The 19,998-nt window shown below is 53.3% G+C and carries 24 protein-coding genes; 12 read left to right on the top strand and 12 right to left on the bottom strand.

What is annotated here, in order from left to right; all coding sequences use genetic code 11:
• Positions 1–126: 126 nt before the first annotated feature.
• A complete protein-coding gene (locus AC2TEL_RS19195) occupies positions 127–378 on the top strand; it encodes a helix-turn-helix domain-containing protein (protein WP_480906249.1) in 252 nt (83 codons plus the stop codon).
• Positions 379–420: 42 nt separating this feature from the next.
• On the opposite strand, the gene AC2TEL_RS19200 is transcribed toward AC2TEL_RS19195, so the two are convergent.
• Positions 421–1,323, bottom strand: a complete 903-nt coding sequence (locus AC2TEL_RS19200; RefSeq protein WP_480862870.1) for a LysR family transcriptional regulator — start codon at positions 1,321–1,323, stop codon at positions 421–423.
• Positions 1,324–1,492: 169 nt separating this feature from the next.
• On the opposite strand from AC2TEL_RS19200, the gene AC2TEL_RS19205 reads away from it, so the two are divergent.
• The 4 genes from AC2TEL_RS19205 to ygiD all read left to right on the top strand — a co-directional run bounded on the left by AC2TEL_RS19205 (position 1,493) and on the right by ygiD (position 4,335).
• Complete coding sequence (locus tag AC2TEL_RS19205; protein ID WP_480862868.1) at positions 1,493–1,903, top strand: DoxX family protein; 411 nt, start codon at positions 1,493–1,495, stop codon at positions 1,901–1,903.
• 56 nt (positions 1,904–1,959) lie between these two features.
• Entirely contained in the window at positions 1,960–2,937 is a 978-nt protein-coding gene (locus tag AC2TEL_RS19210; protein WP_480906252.1) for a glutathione S-transferase family protein, read from the top strand.
• A 90-nt stretch (positions 2,938–3,027) separates the two neighbouring features.
• Positions 3,028–3,438 (top strand): antibiotic biosynthesis monooxygenase family protein, encoded by a 411-nt coding sequence (locus AC2TEL_RS19215; protein WP_480862864.1) that lies wholly within the window; start codon positions 3,028–3,030, stop codon positions 3,436–3,438.
• A 78-nt stretch (positions 3,439–3,516) separates the two neighbouring features.
• Positions 3,517–4,335, top strand: a complete 819-nt coding sequence (ygiD, locus tag AC2TEL_RS19220; RefSeq protein WP_480842075.1) for a 4,5-DOPA-extradiol-dioxygenase — start codon at positions 3,517–3,519, stop codon at positions 4,333–4,335.
• Between the two features lie 11 nt (positions 4,336–4,346).
• Here ygiD and AC2TEL_RS19225 read toward each other — a convergent pair whose 3' ends face one another.
• Positions 4,347–4,712 (bottom strand): winged helix-turn-helix transcriptional regulator, encoded by a 366-nt coding sequence (locus AC2TEL_RS19225; protein ID WP_480862862.1) that lies wholly within the window; start codon positions 4,710–4,712, stop codon positions 4,347–4,349.
• A 91-nt stretch (positions 4,713–4,803) separates the two neighbouring features.
• Here AC2TEL_RS19225 and AC2TEL_RS19230 point away from each other — a divergent pair, with 91 nt between their 5' ends.
• From AC2TEL_RS19230 to AC2TEL_RS19255, 6 genes are all read left to right on the top strand, one after another.
• On the top strand, positions 4,804–5,574 hold the full coding sequence (locus AC2TEL_RS19230; RefSeq protein WP_480906255.1) for a nuclear transport factor 2 family protein: 771 nt from the start codon (positions 4,804–4,806) through the stop codon (positions 5,572–5,574).
• A gap of 70 nt (positions 5,575–5,644) precedes the next feature.
• Positions 5,645–6,529: a protein-ADP-ribose hydrolase gene (locus tag AC2TEL_RS19235; protein WP_480906257.1), complete on the top strand. Its 885-nt coding sequence runs from the start codon at positions 5,645–5,647 to the stop codon at positions 6,527–6,529.
• A complete protein-coding gene (locus tag AC2TEL_RS19240; RefSeq protein ID WP_480906260.1) occupies positions 6,514–7,356 on the top strand; it encodes an SIR2 family NAD-dependent protein deacylase in 843 nt (280 codons plus the stop codon). Before AC2TEL_RS19235 ends, AC2TEL_RS19240 begins: the two co-directional genes overlap by 16 nt.
• 188 nt (positions 7,357–7,544) lie before the next feature.
• Positions 7,545–8,591, top strand: a complete 1,047-nt coding sequence (locus AC2TEL_RS19245; protein ID WP_480906263.1) for a TRAP transporter substrate-binding protein — start codon at positions 7,545–7,547, stop codon at positions 8,589–8,591.
• Between the two features lie 39 nt (positions 8,592–8,630).
• Entirely contained in the window at positions 8,631–9,113 is a 483-nt protein-coding gene (locus AC2TEL_RS19250) for a TRAP transporter small permease (RefSeq protein ID WP_480906266.1), read from the top strand.
• A gap of 3 nt (positions 9,114–9,116) precedes the next feature.
• Positions 9,117–10,472, top strand: a complete 1,356-nt coding sequence (locus AC2TEL_RS19255; protein ID WP_480906269.1) for a TRAP transporter large permease — start codon at positions 9,117–9,119, stop codon at positions 10,470–10,472.
• 138 nt (positions 10,473–10,610) lie between these two features.
• Here AC2TEL_RS19255 and AC2TEL_RS19260 read toward each other — a convergent pair whose 3' ends face one another.
• The 9 genes from AC2TEL_RS19260 to pobA form a co-directional block, all read right to left on the bottom strand.
• The gene (locus tag AC2TEL_RS19260; protein ID WP_480862848.1) at positions 10,611–11,339 is read right to left on the bottom strand and encodes a gamma-glutamylcyclotransferase; all 729 of its coding nucleotides are present in this window, start codon (positions 11,337–11,339) and stop codon (positions 10,611–10,613) included.
• A gap of 168 nt (positions 11,340–11,507) precedes the next feature.
• Positions 11,508–12,569: a 3-carboxy-cis,cis-muconate cycloisomerase gene (locus AC2TEL_RS19265; RefSeq protein WP_480862846.1), complete on the bottom strand. Its 1,062-nt coding sequence runs from the start codon at positions 12,567–12,569 to the stop codon at positions 11,508–11,510.
• A 6-nt stretch (positions 12,570–12,575) separates the two neighbouring features.
• Positions 12,576–13,394, bottom strand: coding sequence for a universal stress protein (locus AC2TEL_RS19270; RefSeq protein ID WP_480906272.1), 819 nt, complete (start codon positions 13,392–13,394; stop codon positions 12,576–12,578).
• Positions 13,395–13,398: 4 nt separating this feature from the next.
• Complete coding sequence (locus tag AC2TEL_RS19275; RefSeq protein ID WP_480862842.1) at positions 13,399–14,235, bottom strand: 3-oxoadipate:acetyl-CoA acetyltransferase; 837 nt, start codon at positions 14,233–14,235, stop codon at positions 13,399–13,401.
• 64 nt (positions 14,236–14,299) lie between these two features.
• Entirely contained in the window at positions 14,300–14,920 is a 621-nt protein-coding gene (gene pcaG / locus AC2TEL_RS19280; RefSeq protein WP_480862840.1) for a protocatechuate 3,4-dioxygenase subunit alpha, read from the bottom strand.
• Positions 14,921–14,923: 3 nt separating this feature from the next.
• Positions 14,924–15,652 carry a protocatechuate 3,4-dioxygenase subunit beta gene (pcaH, locus tag AC2TEL_RS19285; RefSeq protein WP_480906274.1) on the bottom strand — a complete coding sequence of 243 codons (729 nt, stop codon included), beginning with the start codon at positions 15,650–15,652 and terminating at the stop codon, positions 14,924–14,926.
• A gap of 47 nt (positions 15,653–15,699) precedes the next feature.
• Positions 15,700–16,077: a 4-carboxymuconolactone decarboxylase gene (pcaC, locus tag AC2TEL_RS19290; protein ID WP_480862836.1), complete on the bottom strand. Its 378-nt coding sequence runs from the start codon at positions 16,075–16,077 to the stop codon at positions 15,700–15,702.
• Entirely contained in the window at positions 16,070–16,858 is a 789-nt protein-coding gene (gene pcaD, locus AC2TEL_RS19295; protein ID WP_480862834.1) for a 3-oxoadipate enol-lactonase, read from the bottom strand. The genes pcaC and pcaD overlap by 8 nt, the downstream gene beginning before the upstream one ends.
• Complete coding sequence (pobA, locus tag AC2TEL_RS19300) at positions 16,858–18,027, bottom strand: 4-hydroxybenzoate 3-monooxygenase (RefSeq protein WP_480862832.1); 1,170 nt, start codon at positions 18,025–18,027, stop codon at positions 16,858–16,860. Before pobA ends, pcaD begins: the two co-directional genes overlap by 1 nt.
• A gap of 98 nt (positions 18,028–18,125) precedes the next feature.
• On the opposite strand from pobA, the gene pcaQ reads away from it, so the two are divergent.
• Positions 18,126–19,046, top strand: coding sequence for a pca operon transcription factor PcaQ (gene pcaQ / locus AC2TEL_RS19305; RefSeq protein WP_480906277.1), 921 nt, complete (start codon positions 18,126–18,128; stop codon positions 19,044–19,046).
• 15 nt (positions 19,047–19,061) lie between these two features.
• Here pcaQ and AC2TEL_RS19310 read toward each other — a convergent pair whose 3' ends face one another.
• The gene (locus AC2TEL_RS19310; protein ID WP_480906280.1) at positions 19,062–19,925 is read right to left on the bottom strand and encodes a helix-turn-helix transcriptional regulator; all 864 of its coding nucleotides are present in this window, start codon (positions 19,923–19,925) and stop codon (positions 19,062–19,064) included.
• Positions 19,926–19,998: the final 73 nt, after the last annotated feature.

A 19,998-nucleotide genomic window follows, 5' to 3' on the forward strand; every position in this document is an offset into this window, starting at 1 on the left:
ACGCGATGACACGCGCCGCCTGCGATCTGGCCTTCTGGCGCCGGGAAGGGCTCACTCCCTGGGGCGAAATATTGGAACCGGTGGTGGCGGCGATGAAGGCCGGGGCAGGGGGCCCTGGCGGCGCTGATGGAACTGGACCGGCTGTCAACCTGGCTGGATCGCGCGCAAGCGCAGACCCGGGATTTGTCCGGACGCACACCGCCGCTGCTGATCGACATCCTGACCCGCTACCCGCTCGTGTCTGCCGAACTTGTGACCCGGCAGGCGCGCTGTTCGTCGATGTACGCTCGCCGCAACCTCAACTTGTTCACTCAACGCGGCCCGGCCCGCGAATTCACCGGACAGGGCAGATACCGCTTCTGGGCCGCAGCAGTGTGAGGGGTGCGGTTGAGTGCCAGACGTCAGCAATTGCGCTTTCAATCAACTATTGTCGTATTGTCCATCTCGAAATTTCTGAACCAGAAAATCAACAAAAACACGCGTTTTTCTTTGAATTTGCTGGGCGCTGGCAAAGATAATTCTGATTTCGCTTGTCTGAAGCTTGTAGTCAGGCAAAAGACGTATCAACCGCCCCTTTTCTACGTCGCAGGCAACAAAGATATCCGGACAACATGCGAGACCCCGGCCAGATAATGCCAAGTCTCGGATCGACTGGGCGCTGTTGACCTGGATATTGGGATTAGGCGCAATTTTCGTAATATTTTTGCCTTTGCGAAATCGCCACAAGCCTCCGGATCGAAAGTTTAAATCCTGCAAAGTAGCGAACTGACTTAGGTCCGTGGGGGCAACTGGAACCGGCTTGTCTTCAAACAAGGATGGCGCACCGACCAACCAGATGTCCATCTTTCCCAACAGTCGGGACACCTGCGAGGAATCTTGGTGAATTCCTGCCCGAATAGCGAGATCGTAGCCCTCGTTAACGATGTCGACAAAGCGATCACTCATGTTGATCTCGACGACGACGTTGGGATTTTGGTCGCTGAATTCATTTACGATCGGAACTATGACAGCGCGTCCAAAATCCAAAGGTACAGCGATGCGCAATTTGCCCGTCAGTGCGTCACTTTCGGTTTTGAGATCATTCTCCAAGCTCTCCAAAGACGTGAGTAGATTGATGCATCCCGAATAGTACTGCTGCCCCAGATCCGTTAGCGACAAACTTCGGGTGGTTCTGTTCAGCAGTCTTACACCAATGTGTTCTTCCAACTCAGCCACGTATTTGCTTGCCAGTTTCTTGGAGATTCCAACCCGATTTGCGCCCGCTGTAAACGACCCGCATTCCACAGTCGCAACAAAAGTTCTCATGCCATCAATCAAGTCCATGATTGTGAATACTACGACGACAGTTTTTCGCCAATACTAACCTTTATCGGCGAATAACGCCGGGCTAGTTCTTAGCCGACTAAATTTGGCGCCGGTTGATTCAGCCGCTTCATGCCAGTGAACCGCCAACCAAGAACCGGCGAAGTGATCGATTGAATAGGAGACGAAAATGAAACTCGAAAACGGAACCGATCTCGCGGCACTTCTATTGCGCTTGAGCACTGGTGTTCTTTTTTTGGCGCATGGACTGCTGAAGGTATTGGTGTTCACACCAGCGGGTACGGCAGGCTATTTTACTTCTCTTGGACTGCCCGGGGGTCTTGGGTATGTGGTAATTATGGTTGAACTGGGTGCAGCGGCCGCACTGATACTGGGCGTTTATTCAAGGATCGCTGCGCTGGTTACGATACCTGTGTTGTTAGGTGCTGCTGTTACTGCACATGGCACAAACGGTTGGATGTTTGCAAATGATGGCGGCGGTTGGGAGTTTCCCGTTTTCTGGGCGGTGGTCATGCTGGCAGTAGCCCTGCTTGATGAAGGGAAGTACGTGCTAACACCTCGACTCGTAAGAAGCTCCTAGATGCACTGATTAGGTTAACAGCTTGCATCGGCTTTCCTCACCCACGGAGTGCAGTCATGATGATCAGCGGAAAATGGGTAAAAACTTGGGATCCCGTCCAAAACGCGGACGAGGTCGGGCGCTTTGTTCGTCAGACTTCGTCATTTAGGAACTGGATTACTCCGGATGGTAGCGCCGGTCCAACAGGCAACGCCGGCTTCAAAGCAGAAACAGGAAGATATCATCTGTACGTTGGCTATATCTGCCCTTGGGCATCACGCGCATTAATCGCGCGAAGACTGAAAATGTTGGAGCCGTTGGTATCAGTTTCCGTCGTTTCGCCCCAAATGACTGACGAAGGCTGGGCGTTCAGTGCGTTCCCTGGTGCAACTGACGATCACTTGTTTGGCTCAAAGTACCTGCACGAAACATATACGCGCGCTGATGCCGGATTCACCGGACGCGCGACCGTTCCACTGTTGTGGGACACAAAAACCGGACAAGCTGTGAACAATGAAAGCGCAGATATCGTGCGGATGTTCAACAGTGCATTCGCGGAATTTGTCCCTGGTACTCCTGACCTGTACCCTTCAGATCTGGCAGTAGACATTGATGCCCTAAATTCTCGGGTCTACAGGCACTACAATAATGGAGTCTATCAATGTGGCTTCGCCTCGTCCCAGAAGGCCTATCAAGAAGCCTATGACCAGCTCTTCAGCGAAATGGACAAGCTCGATGAACTGTTGTCGGACGGTCGCAGATTTCTTTTTGGCGATCGCCTGACAGAAACAGACATTTGGGTTTTTGTCACGTCGATCCGGTTCGACGCTGCATATCATGGGCTATTCAAATGCAACAAGAAGCGATTAGTGGATTATCAGAATCTGCACGGGCACATGCAACGGGTTTTGAACGTACAAGGCGTGGCTGAGACAGTTCACCTTGATCATATCAAAAGCGGTTACTATTCGCTCTCTGCGCTCAACCCAGGCGGAATTGTTCCCAAAGGACCCGAAGATCTGGAGCGATCCGTCATGTCTGCGAAGCAGAGTTAGCTGGTGCCAGGTAAGCTGGAGAGGGCCGGTTGAGCACACCCAATAATTCGGCAACTCGAAAACAATTGGTCAGAATGAAAGGAAACGGCCATGATCATCAATAAGTCAGCAATCGGGAAAAAATTTTGGCAAGTATTTTTTTTAGCCGCGCTTTCAGCCTTGCCCCTGCTAACCGTGACACGGGTCGACGCGCAGAATCTGGAGGACGCCAAAGTAATTGAGATTGTGAACTTCAATCTCAAGGAAGGTGTTACTTACGAGGAGTTTTCCGAACTTGACCGTGCTGTGCAGGAACAGCACGTTTCGAAACAGCCTGGTTTTGTGGCCCGCCAGTCCGCAAAAGGCGATAATGGTGCGTGGCTAGTCGTCGTCTATTGGGAAAGCCCCGATGCGGCCGACGCGTCCATGGCAACCTTCATGGATGCAGCTGCGGCAGCAAAATTTGTCTCTAAGCTGGATGCAGATTCAATGACCATGACTCGTTATAGAGTAGCAGAATAAACCCATCGGCGTGCCGTCCCAATTGATGGCTCGCCGATTTTTTTCGGCTACGCCTACTGTATTTGGGAGTATTCCAGCATGAGCGTCGATCAGAACGTGAGGAAGCTAAAAGATGCTCTGACGGCGACAGACCGAATGCCGGTTGTATTTCTGGGGCACGGAAGTCCAATGAATGCAATCGTAGAAACTTCTCATTCACGCGAATGGGCCGCCCTTGGTCAATCCCTGCCACAGCCTCAAGCGATCCTGGTGGTCTCGGCGCACTGGATGACACGGGGCTCAACCCTGGTAGACGTGTCAACGACGCCACGCACGATCCATGACTTTTATGGGTTCCCAAAAGAATTGTACGAGCAGGACTACCCGGCATGTGGTAACCCGAAGATGGCGGCCGAAGTAATCTCCTTGCTGGCCAGCCACCATGCAAAGGCCGACGCAACTTGGGGTCTGGATCACGGAGCCTGGTCGGTTCTGAACTGGATGTACCCGAGCGCAGACGTGCCTGTTTTTCAGTTGTCGATCGACATGACGCAAGACTTGGATTGGCATTTGTCGGTTGGGCAGGCGCTTGCGGAGTTGCGTCACCGGGGGGTGCTAATCTTAGGCAGCGGAAATATCGTGCACAACCTACGCAACTTACGTCTGGGGGCCACTCCTTATGAGTGGGCGACTGAGTTCGACACGCGTATCGCCACGTTTCTGAAAAACAGAAACTTCCGGGCCATGACAGACCGAAATGCGCTGGGTGCCCAATTGTTCCGCGCGCATCCAACCTTGGACCATTACATCCCGGCCCTGACAATCGCCGGGGCCGCGGATGTTAAAGATCAACTGATGTTCACCAACGAGACAATCGATATCGGAAGCATATCTATGCGTAGTTTCGTCTTCTACTAACGACGTGAGTATCAACCATCATATCTGGCGCGAGCTTCCTCAACCTTGTCGAAATGATTCTGCGCCCATATCACGAGGGGTTTGATGACCTCCACAAGATCTTTGCCCATTTCCGTCAGCTCGTATGTGACTGCCAGTGGTGGTCCGGAATGTACCGTGCGTGTAACATATCCGTCGCGCTCCATTGAACGCAGGTTTTCGGTTAGCACTCTCTGGGTGATGTCCCCGATTATCCGTTTTAGCGCGCCAAACCGCATCGGGCCATCTTCAAGCGCCAGAAGCAACAACGTTTGCCATTTTTTTGTTACATTGGCGAGCACGTTACGGACCGGGCACAGTTTGCTTTCTTCATCGGTTGTCGCGGTTACTTGGAGCATACCTGGTTCCTATAAAGTGCGTAATTGATACTTGGTATAGTTATGATACCAGTTGCGCACAGCAACACAACCAAAATCAAAGGAAACGGAAATGACTCCCAAAGAAATTGTCCTGAACGCCGTTACTGCCATTTTCACCAACTTCGACCCAGAAGCTGCCAAACAGCTGCTGGCTCCTGGGTATATTCAGCACAATCCAGCTGTTCCGACCGGTGCTGCACCTATTGTTGGCTTTATCCCCAGTCTAAAGGAAAGCGGTTTAGAGGTAACCACGCATCGCGTTTTGGAAGAGGGTAATTTGGTCGTCCTGCACAACACCTATACCAATGCGCAAGCTTTTGGTGCCGATGCTTTGGTCGGATTTGACGTGTTTCGTGTTGAGGACGGGAAAGTGGCCGAGCATTGGGACAATCTAACAGCGGTTGCCGAGCCGAACCCGTCGGGGCGCACGCAAACCGATGGTGAAGTCGAGATCGTCGATCTGGATAAGACAAAAGTAAACAAAGAGTTAGTAACCAGGTTTGTCGATACGATCCTGCGTGACGGAAAAGGTGATCAAATCACAGAGTTCATCTCGACCGAAACCTACATCCAGCACAACAGCCAGATTGCCGATGGGTTGGACGGTCTGGGTGCAGCTCTGACGGCTTGGGCCGAAAAGGGCGTCACTATGAAATACAATGAAACACATCTGGTCGTAGCCGAAGGCAACTTTGTCTTTACCGCCTCCGAAGGCACCCTAGCCGGAAATCCCACGGCTTTTTTTGATCTTTTCCGCGTTGAAGACGGCAAAATCGTCGAACACTGGGATGTCATTTCCGACATTCCGTCTGAGATGGCACACGAAAACGGCAAGTTCTGAGCGCCTGACTCAGTCTCAGCAGGTAGATTGGCCTGCTGAGATCACCTTAATAATCACTCGGGGTTTTGTAGTGCAACTGTCAGCTTATGAGCAAGAGATACGCCTGTACGAAGCGTTTGTTCCTGCAACCGGGAATCCTCTTGATGCGTTAGACGATGTCGTGCATGCCCTTAATTACGATAGCCAATCCGCGCGATTTATTGAGCGATATGCCGTTCCTCAGTCCGCTGAGGAACGGCGAAGGTGGGTTCAGGCAGCGTTGACTGTTCGCAGCCCTGGAAACTTGCCGTCAAACTTGCTCGATGCGACCGACCGGTTGCTTCAACACGAACTGTCAAAAAAAGCAATAACAGACTCAAAAGCGTTGCAGCGATTGAACGGAGGTTCCAATGTCAGCGGGCGGATCAGCATTTGGGACGGTGACACAACAACGCTTCGTGTCGATGCCATCACCAATGCTGCCAATTCAGAATTGCTTGGATGCTTTCAGCCGTTCCATGCCTGTATCGACAATGTGATCAATTGTGCGGCTGGCCCGCAGCTGAGGGAAGATTGCCATCAGATAATGCAATTGCAGGGGCATGGTGAGGTGACCGGTGCCGCCAAAATAACGCGCGCGTACAATCTGCCGTCCCGATACGTCCTGCATACAGTGGGTCCCATTGTCCAATCCGGGTCGCGACCAACGACGAGACAAGAAACTCAATTGGCGGATTGTTATCAGTCCAGTCTTTCCTTGGCCTACGAGGCCGGGGCCCGTTCGGTGGCCCTGTGCGGAATTTCGACTGGTGTATTCGGATACCCTGCGCAAGCCGCTGCGAAGATTGCACTTGCAACAGTGATTGATTGGCTCGGCAGGAACCCCAAAGGTCTAAGTCACGTGATTTTCAATACTTTTGGCGACGCTGCCACAAGAATTTATGAGCAGGAAGCGAGGCAATGGGAACTGCTTTGAATACCGTAGAAATGGTCGCGCAAACGATAAGAGACTCCGATGCAGTACTGATCGGAGCCGGCGCGGGGATGTCTGTTGCGGCCGGGCTGGACTACGCCGACGAAGTTGCGTTTGCTAACAGGTTCCCCGGAATGCTGCAGTACGGTGCCCGCAATCAGTATCAAATGATGGGTTTCCCCTTCAAAGACGAGGCACTCAAATGGGGTTACCTGTCGGTTGCTCTGGACCACGTTTACAGGGCGCGCCAGACAAAAGTGTATCAGGATTTACTTAAGCTGGTTGGCGACAAGGACTATTTTGTCGTGACTTCAAATGTCGACCGGTATTTCTATAAAAATGGATTTGATCCTACGCGCATCTATACACCCCAGGGCGATTATGAATTGTTCCAATGTCTGACGCCGTGCACAGACCAAACCTGGGATGGGATCCCTCTGGTCGACGCGATGCTGCCATCCGTCAACCGACAAAATCAAAAGGTTGAGGACAAATCGTCTCTCGCGGTATGTCCCAATTGCGGCGGGCCAGTGTTCATGAATGTGCGAGGGGGTGGATGGTTTATAGAGACCCCTTACGTTTCGCAATCAAAGGCCTTTGCGACTTGGCTCCAGTGTGTCAATGGCCAGAGGCTGGCGGTGCTTGAAATCGGTGCAGGTTTCAATACACCCAGCGTTATTCGGTGGCCAATGGAGAGGATAGGAACTCATTTTCAAAACGCCCGGCTCATTCGCATCAATCTCGATTATCCCGAGGTGCCGGCAGGCGCGCTATCGCTGCCAACTGATGCAGATGTCGCCTTGTCTGACATATTGGCTGCAACTTCTTAATATCCACTGCCACTTGTCCAAATATCCCTGTCGACGGACCAGATTGACTGCAGGGAAACTGCTCAAACATGCTAACTACGGAAACTAAAAAGCCGTAGATTTCATTTTAAATGTAAACAATCAGTAACTAAACTCTCCGGCAAGTTCCAGGCTGATCCAATTCATGGAGTTTTGACGGAGGAGGTCCAATGAGATTCGCAGGGTTTGTTAAAGGCGCCGCAACTGGAATGTTTGTTGCATTCGCCGGAGCACAAGTGAGCTTTGCCGAAGAGTTTGAGTTCAAATTGCATCATTTTCTGAGCCCAAAAGCTCCAGCGCATTCGCAAATGCTGGAACCGTGGGCCAAACGCATCATGGAGGCGTCCGACGGGCGCATAAAAATCGAGATTTTCCCCTCAATGACCCTTGGTGGCAAGCCACCGCAGCTTCCTCGTCAAGCGCGTGATGGGGTTGTGGATATGGTTTGGATGGTCAACGCCTACGCCGCCGGTTCGTTTCCGCGCACCGAGGTCTTTGAACTGCCGGGTGTCCACCAGGGGGACAGCGCCGCGGTTAACAGGGCAATGCAAGTAATGTACACAGACGAACTCAGCAAGGATTTCAAAGGCCTTCACGCCTTGTTCCAGCATGTACACGGCGGTAACGCTTTGCACATGGCAACGGATCCAGTGCGAACGCCTGCGGATGTGGCCGGCAAGAAAATCCGCATTCCTTCCAGAACCGGTGCATGGGTTCTTGAATCATTGGGGGCGAGCCCGGTCAAGACATCGGTTGGGGAAATTCCTGTGGCATTGTCGAAAAAGGTGATTGATGGCGCTCTCATCCCGTTTGAAATTATCCCGCCCTTGAAAGTACAGGAACAAACTCAGTACCAGATCGAAGGACCGGACGGGAAACGTCTGGGCACGACGTCCTTTTCTGTTGTGATGAACAAGGATCGCTGGGAGAGCTTGCCCGACGATATCCAGCAGATTTTCACAGATGCCTCAGGCCCGGAATGGCATGCCGAAGTGGGTCGCATCTGGGACGGGGCCGAAGAATTCGGGATTGGAATTGCCACCAAATCCGGCAACGAACATATCCAGCTAAGCGACGCCGAATGGGCCGAGTTCGAAACCGCTATGGAACCTGTGGTCGAACGCTGGATCACTGAAATGAATGAAAAAGGCATCGACGGGCAGGCGCTTTACAACCGCGCGGTTGCACTTGTGTCCGAAAACATGGCCTCGAACTGAACAGTGTCGGGGGCGCAAGCATCTGGTGTCGCAAGATCTGTGGATCTTGCGCGCCACCTGATCACTGGCTGGGCGCTGATTGGAGGCGGGGTTTTGGTTGGGGTGGTTCTGGTCAACGCATGGTCAATCCTTGCCGGGATGATAATCAACAAGCCCTTCCCTGGGGATTTCGAACTGACCGAAATGGGAGCAGCAATAGCGGCCTTTTGTTTCTTGCCTTATTGCCAATTGGTTGGTGCCAACGTGTCGGCGGACATTTTTTCGATGCGCGCAGGTCCCCGGTCGGTTGCACTGATGTCGGCGGCGGCAGCAATCGTAGCGTTGTTGTTTGCTGCACTTTTGATCTGGCGAATGAGCGCAGGGCTTTCGGACTATCGTGAGTATGAGGAATTCACCGGCATCCTGGAAATTCCAATTTGGTGGGCGTTCCTTCCTGCATTGGTATCTTTGGCACTTTTGTTTCTGGCGGCGTTGATCACGCTGGGAGAAGCTCTGAGAACGCTTACTCGCAGCGAGGTCTGACCGATGGACAGCATTACTATTGGCCTGATGGGCCTCGGAACGCTTGTGTTTCTAATAGCCATTCGTATGCCAATCGCCTATGCAATGATCATTGTTGGTGGCGTTGGAATTGCCCTTTTGAATGGTCCCATGATCGTTCTTAGTCAGCTTAAGGACCTCGCTTACGGACAATTCTCGATCTATGACCTGTCAGTTGTACCTCTGTTTGTGCTGATGGGCGCAATCGCGTCGCGGTCGGGCTTGAGTGCCGATTTGTTTCGTGCCGCAAATGCCTGGCTTGGATGGATGCGCGGGGGAGTGGCCATGTCCGCTATTGCCGCCTGCGCCGGATTCGGGGCGGTTTGCGGCTCGTCATTGGCCACTGCATCAACCATGGGTCGCGTCGCACTGCCCGAACTGAAGAAGTACAACTATTCCTCGACGCTGGGCACCGGGACCATCGCAGCCGGCGGGGTTTTGGGCATCCTGATTCCACCTTCGGTCGTGTTGATCATCTATGCGATCATTGTCGAGGCCAACGTGGTCACGATGTTCATGGCGGCGTTAATACCGGGATTGATTGCGGTTGCGTTCTTCATTCTGACAATTCTGATTTATGTTTTGGTCAAACCCCAAGCAGGTCCGAAAGGTGATGCCGCCTCACGCGAGGAATTGATCTCGGCAACGTTGAATGTGTTGCCGGTGGGTCTGGTGTTCGGTGTCGTAATTGGCGGAATTTATCTGGGATTGTTCAATCCGACCCCGGCCGCGGCCGTTGGTGTGGTTATGGTCACGCTGTTTGGATTGGTGCGTGCTCAGTTTACACTCAACGACGGGCGGGAGGCGCTGTTGGAAACCGCCCGCACTGCTGGAATGATCTATCTCATCCTGCTGGGGGCCGAGCTGCTCAAGATTTTCATGTCGCGCGGGGGCGTGCCGCAGGCCATGGCCGAAATGATGGCCAATTCCACCCTGACGCCGATGCTGACCCTTCTGCTGCTGTTGCTGGCTCTTATCCTGTTGGGGTGCTTGATGGACAGCTTGTCGATGATCCTGCTGGCCATTCCGTTTTTCTGGCCGGTGCTGGTTGAGATCAACGGCGGCGACTATGCCACAGCCGAAACGTCGCCTTTTGGAATGGACACCGAGGATTTGAAGATTTGGTTCGGAATCCTCGCCCTGATCGTGGTTGAGTTGGGATTAATTACACCACCTGTTGGGATGAATGTCTTTATTATTTCTGCTCAATCCCCGGATGTTCCGATGCGTGATACTTTTGTTGGTGTGCTTCCTTTCTTCGGTGCAGAAATTCTTCGAATAGGTGTTTTAATCGCGTTTCCAGCACTGACCCTTTGGCTACCGGGTGTACTTTCGGGTTGATTTGACATGACCTTTGCGCCAGTGGTTTTAGAGTGCTGAACGCTCAGGGGCGAACTTGGGTGGGAGTAACTCCTAGGAACCTATGTGGAGAAGGATGTGGTTTCGGGTGATGACCCTGCCTCGATTCGACAAGCCGTCTTAGTCGAAAGACAAATAAGCTTCAGCATCGCGAAGCAGGGATTCGACTTCTTCGTCGCAAATACCAAGAAGCGCGAATTTCTTCTGAATTCCCCTTAGGTATTCGATACTCGATCCGGCAAACCCCATTCCCGTAGCCATAAAGCGAACCTGATCTTCGCGGGAAATATTTGGTTCTATCACTTCTGCATCACGATCTGCCAAAAACGTGAGCGCCTCGATCGCCATGTCATCGACTTGAGCGGTGACAAATGTTGGAATATACGCAGGTCCGACTTGTTCGCGGCGCCATATTACGGCGGTTTCTTCATCAAGATTGTCTCGGGTAATTCGGAACAAAAGGCCGTTGCATCCCGAGCCTTTATCCAGAGCGGCCATCAAACCAGGCGCCTCGACTGTGCCTCGCGCTCCGTAAATGTCCTTGAGAATAAACTTCCTTTCGTGGTTTGGTAAATATGCTCTTCGCACTTCTGCGAATTCGAACGCCGGGTCCCACATGAGCGATCCATATGCAAAGACCCAAAGGTCGTCATCCCTTCGGCCAGCCAAGGATTCCAGGCGTTTCGCTTCGCGTACTTCGTCAGAGAACCACCATTGTGTCAGTCCGAGCTCTTGAGATTTTTTGGCCAGAACCTCAGTAGAAAAGGATCGAAAAAACGATTGCTTAGGGTCAGTTATTGCTGACCTCAATTCAGGATGAAAGTGAAATGGATTCCTGCTAGTTGTCATAGTACCTCTTCTTCAATTCCCTCAACTCGGTCGCCGAATGTTGACCACTCAATTCCGGTTGCTTTACCCGATAATTGGGCAAAGACACGATGCGTGTTTCCGGCCGGGTAGTCCGGGCAGTGTAGGTGATGTGAGCGCGAAAGGTGAAACACACGTGCACTCATTTTCTCAGCTTTGGCTGCCAAGCCGCGATATCTGGGAAGCCAATGCAGTTCCAGCCGTTAGGGAGCGACCAGTGGAAATGATCATTTGCGGCAGGATCATCCACTCGAGAGACCAGGCCGCACCTGACCGCTCCTGCTCGTGGACAAGTGCCTGGTGGATACCCGAAAGCTGAACCGCATTGAAGCGTGCAAGAGAAACCAATAGCTCTGCTGTTACGGGATTCTGCTTGTGCGGCATTGCCGATGACCCGCCGCCGCCTTCCAATGTCACTTCGTCCAAGCCCTGTTGCGCCATCAGCGCAACGTCCTGACCGAACTTGCCAAAGCTTCCCGTGACCAGCGACAGCCATCCTGCAAACTCGGCGATACTGTCACGACGGTTGTGCCAGCATGCCCCAGAATTCTGCAGACCGAGCGATGCAGCCATATGGGCGGAAATCGACTCTGCCTCGTCTCCCAACGCTGTGCGATCTCCTGCGGCCCCACCCAGTTGCAACTTCAGAACCCTCGGCTCCATTTGGTTCAGCCGCTCCAGGTGATCATCAAAAGGTTTTCGCCAACTGCGCAGGCGATCAGCCACCGATATCGGCAAGGCGGCTTGCATCCTCGTGCGGCCCATTAGTCTGTTTGCGCCTTGTGTTTCTTCCAGTGATTTCAGGCCCTCAATCAGATCTGCAATACGCCGGGCGAACAGGGGAAAGATGTCTTTGAACGTCAGGACCAACGCGGTGTCGATCACATCCTGCGAAGTCATGCCGTGATGAAGGGCGTCCTGGCATTCCTTCGGCAGTTGTGCCCGAAGCATGCGAACTAGGGACGGTACAACAACACCGTCCTGTGCGGTTTCATCGCGTAGCACCGAGTAATCCGGCTGCTGCACCCTGATAAGTTTGGCCGTTTGCTCCGCCACGTCTGGGGATAGCCACCCGACATGCCCGAGCGCACTGGTATATGCCGCTTCGGTTTCCAGCATGTGCCCGAACTGCACTTCAGCAGACAGCAGTTTCCGGGTTTGCGGGTCATCAAACAAACCGCCGAGCCAGGGGTGCGAAAACACATCACTCATGGTTGTTTAGTGCGACATGAAAACTGGCACGTGCGTGCTGGCCAACACATCCGTGGTCGCACCGCCGAACAGTTCATGAGAGAATTTACTGTGTTCATAAGCACCCATCACGATCAACTGTGCGCCGACTTCCCGTGTTGTGTCCAGCACGGTTTGCCCAACTGAATGAGTTTTGGGTCTGGTCAGTAACTCCGATTGGATACCGTGGCGACTGAGGTTCCGCAAAAGTTGTTCGGTGTTTGCAGGTGCTGATTTGCCCACACACAGAATGCTGACCTTGGCCTTTTCTTCGAGAATTGGCATTGCATCCCCTATCGCCCGAGCGGCCGAGCGTTTGCCGTCCCAGGCGACCAATGCATGATCTGCCAGGTCTTCTCGAGCATAAGCGTCCGGAACTACCAGGACCGGTCTGCCACTTCTCAAGGCAATCATGTCGGGATGAGCAGCAAGGTGGTTCGCCGTCATTTCGCGTTCCGGGACGCCTGTAACGATCAGGTCAAAGGTGCGTGAGACTTCTCCGAGAGCCAGATCCATTTCATCTTCGATTTCAATGAATTCCGAGCGTTCTGAAATACCGCCGTCCGATGTTTCTCGTTCAAAGCTTTTTGCAACTTGCCGGATCCGCTTGGCGTCATTTTCATGCATGATGTCGATGACCTCTTTTGGGAACTGGCCTCCAAATCGGGTTTCCAACACGGGTCGTCCGTGTCGCACTATTCCGGTCAACCAGCCATTGTGATGTTTGGCAATCCTGATCGCATAGCGCAGGCTACTGACAGCAGTGTCCGCTCCGTTATAGGCGCAAAGGATGTTTTTGGTGCGCATCGGATCACACTCCGGGTGTTGACAGTCGCAATATCTCTCTCGCCTGCTGCCATGTGGCGACAGGCCGCTCGTATTTTTCACACAACTGGGTGACACGCCTTACCAGGTCGGCGTTGGAGTGGGCCAGCGTGTTGCGGTCAATGCGGACATTGTCTTCGAGGCCGGTGCGCGTATGGCCTCCTGCTGCTATGGCCCACTCGTTCAGAACTATCTGGTTCGGGCCAATTCCAGCGGCACACCATTCAGCTTGGGGTGCTCGATCCTTCAGGGTTTTTAGATAAAAGTCGAATACTGCCTTATCTGCCGGCATTGCGTTTTTCACACCCATTACGAACTGAACGTATAGTTTGCCGAACAGTTTGCCGTCCTGATGCATTTTTAGGGCCTGGAGGATGTGAGAAAGGTCAAACGCTTCGATTTCCGGCGTAATCTTGTATGTACACATCTCATCCGCAAGCCAGTCAACCAGATCGGGTGGATTCTCATAGACGCGGGTGGGGAAATTATTAGACCCTACTGAGAGTGAAGCCATGTCAGGGCGCAGAGACAGCATTCCGCCGCGTGTCCGACCTGCGCCTGAACGCCCACCGGTTGAGAACTGGATGATCATACCCGGGCAATGTTTTTCCAGCCCTTCTTTGAGCTGGGCGAATTTATTCGGGTCGCTGCTGGGCGTCTGGTCATCATTGCGAACATGAGCGTGCACTATGCTTGCACCTGCTTCGAATGCCTCCTGCGTGCTTTCGATCTGCTCGGAGATTGAAATCGGAACGGCCGGATTGTTTTCCTTGGTGGGCAACGAGCCGGTGATTGCGACGCAAATAATACAGGGCTTAGTCATGGATCTGACCTATTCTGTTTGGGCGGCCTGCCCCGGGAGGAGAAGGGTGGGGCAGGCAGGGTGCTCAGACGTCAAAAAAGACCGTCTCATTTTCGCCCTGCAGGCGAATATCAAAACGATAAACAGTATGACCGTTCCTTTCACTACGCTGAGCAACAAGGGTTTGTCGGCGATTTTCCCACTCGATCAGGTTGATGACCGGATCTTTGGCGTTCGCTTCTTCTTCGTCGCTGAAATAGAGGCGCGTATTTAGGCCAACATTTATTCCACGTGCTACGATCCACAGATTGATATGCGGGGCCATGACTGTGCCCGATCGTCCGGGGACCTGACCGGGCTTGATCGTATCAAATCCCCATTCACCGGTTTCGAAATCGGTGATTATGCGTCCCCACCCACGAAATCCTTCCTCGGTTTCACCGGGATGCTCGGGGTGGGCAAAAACGCCTTCACTATTTGCTTGCCACGCCTCTATCAGCACGTCCTTGATTGGTGATCCCGTACCGTCGATCACGACGCCTTCGACGCGGATGCGTTCACCTTTGGCGTTAGGCCCGGCGATATCCCAGCCGAGTTCCTGATCGTAGATCTTAAATCCAGCGGCACCGGGGGCGAGGCCGATATGCACATAGGGACCGGCTGTCTGCGACGGAGTTTCTTTCAGATAGTCAAGTTTCTGGACCATGGATCAGTTCCCCTCCAGACGATTTTCAAAGAGTGTTGAACGGCGTCCCCGCAATACGATGTCAAACTTGTAGGCGATCGTATCCAGCGGAATGGTCGCGTTCAGATCCAGCGCGGCGACCAACTGGTCCCGGGCCGCTTTATCCGGAATGACGTTGACGATGGGGCATTTATCGATCAGCGGATCGCCTTCGAAATAACATTGTGTGATCAGTCGCTGTGCAAATCCGGTGCCGAAGATGGACATGTGGATATGTGCGGGCCGCCAGTTGTTGACCCAATTGCGCCACGGATAGGCGCCGGGTTTGACTGTTCTGAAAAAGTAGTACCCGTCTTCGTCAGTCAGTGTTCGTCCGCAGCCTCCGAAATTCGGGTCTATCGGAGCAAGGTAGGTATCTTTCTTGTGACGATACCTCCCGCCGGCATTTGCTTGCCATGCCTCAACGAGCGTGTTCGGGACGGGGCGGCCGTTTTCATCAAGCACACGGCCATGCACGATGATCCGCTCGCCGATCGGGCCTTCACCGGGCTTGGCGTAATTCAGGATAAGATCATTGTCGATCGGATCGACATCATTGTGGCCAAACACCGGGCCGGTAATCTCGCTTGCTGAATTCTGCAGGCTGATCAACGAATATTGCGGCGAACGCGCAACGGAAGTTTTGTAATCTGGCGTCAAAGCGGGCGGCTGCCACTCGCGGTCGCGTTGGTAGAATTCACCAGGGTTCAACATAGTCGGATCACTCCTTTTAAGTCGTTGGGATGCTGCGCGCTTCCTCGTTAATCTTGTTCCATTTCATCGTAAGTTTTCTTGGCCAGTTTCAGCGCTTGGTTGGCGCGTGGAACGCCCGCGTAGATAGCCACATGCTGAAAGGCTTCCAGAACGTCCTGTTTGCTTGCACCGGTGTTTGCCGTGGCTCGGATGTGCATGGGGATTTCCTCGAAGTTTCCCAAAGCCGCCAGCAAGGCCAGCGTCAGCATGGAACGTTCTCGATCTGTTAGACCATCCGAGGCCCACACAGTTCCCCAAGCGCTTTCAGTGATCAGCGTTTGAAAGGGTTCATCAAATGCGGTCTTGGCAGTTTCGGCCTGGTCCACGTGAGCGTCCCCCAGAACCGACCGCCGCACTTTCATTCCTTGTTGAAAGCGATCAACCATTCAGTATCTCCTCAATGAACTTGCCGATCAGAGCGACGAATTGTACCGGCGCCTCGACGCAAGGCAGGTGTCCCGCGCCGACAATCTCTTCGTATCGTGCTCCTGGGATGAGCGAGGCAGTCTCACTGACAAGAGCGGGGGGGCTGGCAAGATCCTCTGAACCGCCAATCACCAAAACTGGCATCGAAAGATCAGCCGATGTTTTGCTCAGGTCGGTGCCCGCAATCGCCGAGCAACACCCGACATAGCCCTCAAGAGGAGTTCGGATCAGCATGTTCCGCCAGGCCTCCAACTCCTCAGTTTCCCGAAACGCTCCACTAAACCAGCGTTCCAAGATGGATTCGGCCGTCGACGCGACTCCACCAGATATTACAGCCGCAATTCGGTCCTTCCACACCTCAGCCTCACCCATCCGGACCGCTGTGTTTGACAGAACCATTGCGCGGACAAGGTCGGGTCGACGTGCGGCAAGAGATTGCCCAATCATGCCACCGATAGAAACACCGACAAAGATGCAGGATGTGATGCCTAGGCTGTCCAGCAGTTCTTCTAAATCCTGGGTCAGGTTGTCTATCGCATAAGGGGCTTGCGGACATGACGAGAGCCCGTGTCCGCGCTTGTCAAACCTTATGAGCCGATGACCAGCAGGCAACATCGGGATCACTTTGTCCCAAAGGCGAAGATCCGTGCCGAGCGAGTTGGCGAACACGACAGGAAACCCGTCTGGATCACCATCTTCACGCCAGTGCAGACGCACCTTTTCCAGCGTCGCAACCTGCATCAGTAGGGCAGCCCGACATAGTTCTGGGCAAATACCGATTGGGCCTCGCGGTTTTCTCGCAGGAAGTCGATGTCAGCCTGTTGCATTTTTAAGTCAAAATCGTTCTGCTTCGGGAAGCGGTGCAGCAGGTTGGTGGTCGACCAACTGAAACGCTCGGCTTTCCAGATGCGCGCCAATGCCTTTTCCGAGTAGCGATTAATGCCTTCGCTGTCGCCTTCCTCGTAATGCTGAAGAAGCCCATTGTAGAGATAATGGATGTCACTTGCCGCGGTATTCAACCCTTTGGCCCCGGTCGGCGGAACGATATGGGCAGCGTCACCACAAAGGAACAGGCGTCCCCACCGCATCGGCTCGGTCACGAATGAGCGCAGTGGTGCGATGGATTTTTCGATCGACGGACCTGTGACGAGCTGTTCCGCATACTCATTTGGTATTCGCCGTTTGAGCTCCTCCCAAAAGGCGGCGTCGGTCCAATCCTCGGGCGCGTCGGACAGCGAGCACTGGATGTAATACCTGCTGAGGTTGTCGTTGCGCATTGAGCACAGTGCGAAGCCACGGTTCGAACCGGAATAAATCAGTTCATGATTAACCGGAGGTGTTTCCGACAGAACGCCCAGCCAGCCGAACGGGTAGAGTTTTTCGTACTCCTTTCGGACGGTCAGAGGAATGGCTTGACGGCTCACACCGTGGAAGCCGTCGCACCCGGCAACAAAGTCACAGTCGACGCGGTGTTCGGTTCCGTCCACCACATAGGTTACATAGGGTGCATCACTGTCGGCTTGATGAATCTGGACGTCCTCAGTGTCGAAAACAATCTTTCCATCCATCGCCTCTCGCGCTTCGTACAGATCACGCGTGACTTCGGTTTGGCCATAAACAACGACATGGCTGCCGGTCAATTCCTTGAAGTTAATGCTGAACTGAGACTCGCCATAAGAAATAACAGTGCCGTCGTGAACAAAGCACTCTTTGTCCATACGCTCTGCCACGTCGGCCTCGCGCATCAAATCAACAAAGCCGACTTCCAAAATACCGGCACGGATACGACCCAGAACGTAGTCCTTGGTTTTTCGCTCCAAAACGACCGTATCGATACCCTTGCGATGTAGCAGCTGACTAAGAAGAAGCCCGGACGGGCCACCGCCGATAATGGCGACCTGAGTACGCATTGTTTCCCCCGAGAAATTCCTTAGCAACATATTGAATGATTGAATTTGCAAAGTAAAATGAAGAAAAATCGAATTTAATTACCAAAAAAGGAAAGTAAATGATCGACCGCCGTATCAAGTTCCGTCACATTCAGTGTTTCATCGAAATCTGCCGGGAGAGAAGCTTCAAGATTGCGGCTGAGAAGCTATTTCTGACTCAACCAGCCATATCCAAGACGCTAAAGGAGCTTGAAGACATCATGGGAACGACTCTGTTAACGCGCAATCGTGCAGGCGTCGGACTGACGCGTCAGGGTGAGGTGTTCCTGCATTTTGCAGAAATGTCGCTCGCGGCGCTACAACAGGGTTTGACCGGAGTTGAGCAGGTCGGAGTGCAAGGCAAGACCCGGCTTTCGGTGGGTGCCTTACCATCCGTCGCCGCTCGTCTGATGCCGGTAGTGGCCGCCGATTTCGCGGAGTTGGCGTCCAATACGACCCTGCGTATTATGGATGGCCCGCACGGGTATTTGATGGAGCGTCTTCGTATTGGAGACTTGGATTTGGTGATTGGGCGATTGGGGCGTCCGGAAACAATGCAAGGCGTATCGTTTACACAACTCTATGAAGAACGCGTGCAATTTGTAGTGCGCGCAGGACATCCCCTGCTTGACGTTCCGGACATAAAACGAATTGGCGAATGGCAGGTGATTTTCCCCTCCGAAGGATCGGCCATTCGACCTTTAGTAGAGAGGTATCTGATAGCGCACGGTGTTGGAAACATCGACAATCGCATCGAAACGGTGTCGGGCGCTTTTGGCCGGGTTTATACCCGTCGCTCTGACGCTATCTGGATCATATCGGCTGGGGTTGTTGCCAATGAAATCGCCGATGGCAAACTTGTCGCATTGCCCTTTAACACGGCCATCACACGCGGCCCGGTGGGGTTGATGCACCGGCCTGACGAGGTGCTTTCCCCTCAGGCGCAGGTTTTCGGAATTGCGGTCAATAGCGCCCTGGACAGAATGGGGCTGGAAACCTGAACCGAAATGGCACTTTCAGGGCCAATCCGCAAAGCCCCTGCGCAGTTCACCCAGATCTTCCCCATCAGGGCGAGAAACAATCGCACGGTAGGCGCCAGGAGACATATCCGTGCGGCGCTTGAAAAAGTGGCTAAAGCGACTGGCATCCGGGAAACCCAGATCCTCTGCAATCTTCTTCAGCGGAAAGCCTGAATTTTCCAGTCGGGCCTTTGCTTCGGCGGTCAGGCGTTCATGCACCAATTCAGCCGGACTGCGGCCCGTCTCGCGTTTACAGATACGATGCAACCGGTCGTATGCGATGCCGAGATCATCGGCATAAGTCGCAACCTGCCAATGATCGCGATAGTGCAATTCGACTAAATGCCGAAACCGACGCAAGAGATCGGTTTGCTCAGCCTTGTTGGTTTGTGATTGCGGGCTGTGGACCCGCAAGGCTCCGATGAGCATCAACCTCAGAAAGGCGGCCATGGACATCGGGGACTGATTTTTGGTGTTGTTGATTTCGCTCACCAACCACTCGCAAAGCGCCACAATCTGCCCCAAAATGTGTGCATCGGACAGTTCCGCCTGAAATGGTTTTTCAATCAGCATTCTGAGGTGAACCGATTCCGACCTTGCCCCGATTGCGTCCAGAATGATGGTGTCACTCAGCCCGAAAATCCATGCATGGGAACCCGCGCCGAGATTGATCGCCGTGTGATCGTTTTGCGGCCAGAAACAAAGAGCGGGTGCTGAAACCTCGGTGCCAGTCTCTTCAAAACTCAGCCGTCCGCGCTCGAGAAACAGCAGGGCACTACAGCTATCCGGGAATCGGCGGCGAATCATGCGGTCATGAAGGGCCTCAGGCTCTTCCTGCACGGTAGCGTATCGTTCGTTCATCAGTTTTCGCCAGAAATGGACAATAAATGCCCAGAATTTTACATTTAATGAGATTATACTTCGTTCATAATGA

This window comes from Ruegeria sp. HKCCD9138 (assembly GCF_057220975.1).

What these genes read in the sequence shown, in the direction of transcription:
- AC2TEL_RS19195 (WP_480906249.1), top strand. Translation starts at nt 127, where the DNA reads ATGGAACTGGACCGGCTGTCAACCTGGCTGGATCGCGCGCAAGCGCAG.
- AC2TEL_RS19200 (WP_480862870.1), bottom strand. Translation starts at nt 1,323, where the DNA reads ATGGACTTGATTGATGGCATGAGAACTTTTGTTGCGACTGTGGAATGC.
- AC2TEL_RS19205 (WP_480862868.1), top strand. Translation starts at nt 1,493, where the DNA reads ATGAAACTCGAAAACGGAACCGATCTCGCGGCACTTCTATTGCGCTTG.
- AC2TEL_RS19210 (WP_480906252.1), top strand. Translation starts at nt 1,960, where the DNA reads ATGATGATCAGCGGAAAATGGGTAAAAACTTGGGATCCCGTCCAAAAC.
- AC2TEL_RS19215 (WP_480862864.1), top strand. Translation starts at nt 3,028, where the DNA reads ATGATCATCAATAAGTCAGCAATCGGGAAAAAATTTTGGCAAGTATTT.
- ygiD (WP_480842075.1), top strand. Translation starts at nt 3,517, where the DNA reads ATGAGCGTCGATCAGAACGTGAGGAAGCTAAAAGATGCTCTGACGGCG.
- AC2TEL_RS19225 (WP_480862862.1), bottom strand. Translation starts at nt 4,712, where the DNA reads ATGCTCCAAGTAACCGCGACAACCGATGAAGAAAGCAAACTGTGCCCG.
- AC2TEL_RS19230 (WP_480906255.1), top strand. Translation starts at nt 4,804, where the DNA reads ATGACTCCCAAAGAAATTGTCCTGAACGCCGTTACTGCCATTTTCACC.
- AC2TEL_RS19240 (WP_480906260.1), top strand. Translation starts at nt 6,514, where the DNA reads ATGGGAACTGCTTTGAATACCGTAGAAATGGTCGCGCAAACGATAAGA.
- AC2TEL_RS19245 (WP_480906263.1), top strand. Translation starts at nt 7,545, where the DNA reads ATGAGATTCGCAGGGTTTGTTAAAGGCGCCGCAACTGGAATGTTTGTT.
- AC2TEL_RS19255 (WP_480906269.1), top strand. Translation starts at nt 9,117, where the DNA reads ATGGACAGCATTACTATTGGCCTGATGGGCCTCGGAACGCTTGTGTTT.
- AC2TEL_RS19260 (WP_480862848.1), bottom strand. Translation starts at nt 11,339, where the DNA reads ATGACAACTAGCAGGAATCCATTTCACTTTCATCCTGAATTGAGGTCA.
- AC2TEL_RS19265 (WP_480862846.1), bottom strand. Translation starts at nt 12,569, where the DNA reads ATGAGTGATGTGTTTTCGCACCCCTGGCTCGGCGGTTTGTTTGATGAC.
- AC2TEL_RS19270 (WP_480906272.1), bottom strand. Translation starts at nt 13,394, where the DNA reads ATGCGCACCAAAAACATCCTTTGCGCCTATAACGGAGCGGACACTGCT.
- AC2TEL_RS19275 (WP_480862842.1), bottom strand. Translation starts at nt 14,235, where the DNA reads ATGACTAAGCCCTGTATTATTTGCGTCGCAATCACCGGCTCGTTGCCC.
- pcaG (WP_480862840.1), bottom strand. Translation starts at nt 14,920, where the DNA reads ATGGTCCAGAAACTTGACTATCTGAAAGAAACTCCGTCGCAGACAGCC.
- pcaH (WP_480906274.1), bottom strand. Translation starts at nt 15,652, where the DNA reads ATGTTGAACCCTGGTGAATTCTACCAACGCGACCGCGAGTGGCAGCCG.
- pcaC (WP_480862836.1), bottom strand. Translation starts at nt 16,077, where the DNA reads ATGGTTGATCGCTTTCAACAAGGAATGAAAGTGCGGCGGTCGGTTCTG.
- pcaD (WP_480862834.1), bottom strand. Translation starts at nt 16,858, where the DNA reads ATGCAGGTTGCGACGCTGGAAAAGGTGCGTCTGCACTGGCGTGAAGAT.
- pobA (WP_480862832.1), bottom strand. Translation starts at nt 18,027, where the DNA reads ATGCGTACTCAGGTCGCCATTATCGGCGGTGGCCCGTCCGGGCTTCTT.
- pcaQ (WP_480906277.1), top strand. Translation starts at nt 18,126, where the DNA reads ATGATCGACCGCCGTATCAAGTTCCGTCACATTCAGTGTTTCATCGAA.
- AC2TEL_RS19310 (WP_480906280.1), bottom strand. Translation starts at nt 19,925, where the DNA reads ATGAACGAACGATACGCTACCGTGCAGGAAGAGCCTGAGGCCCTTCAT.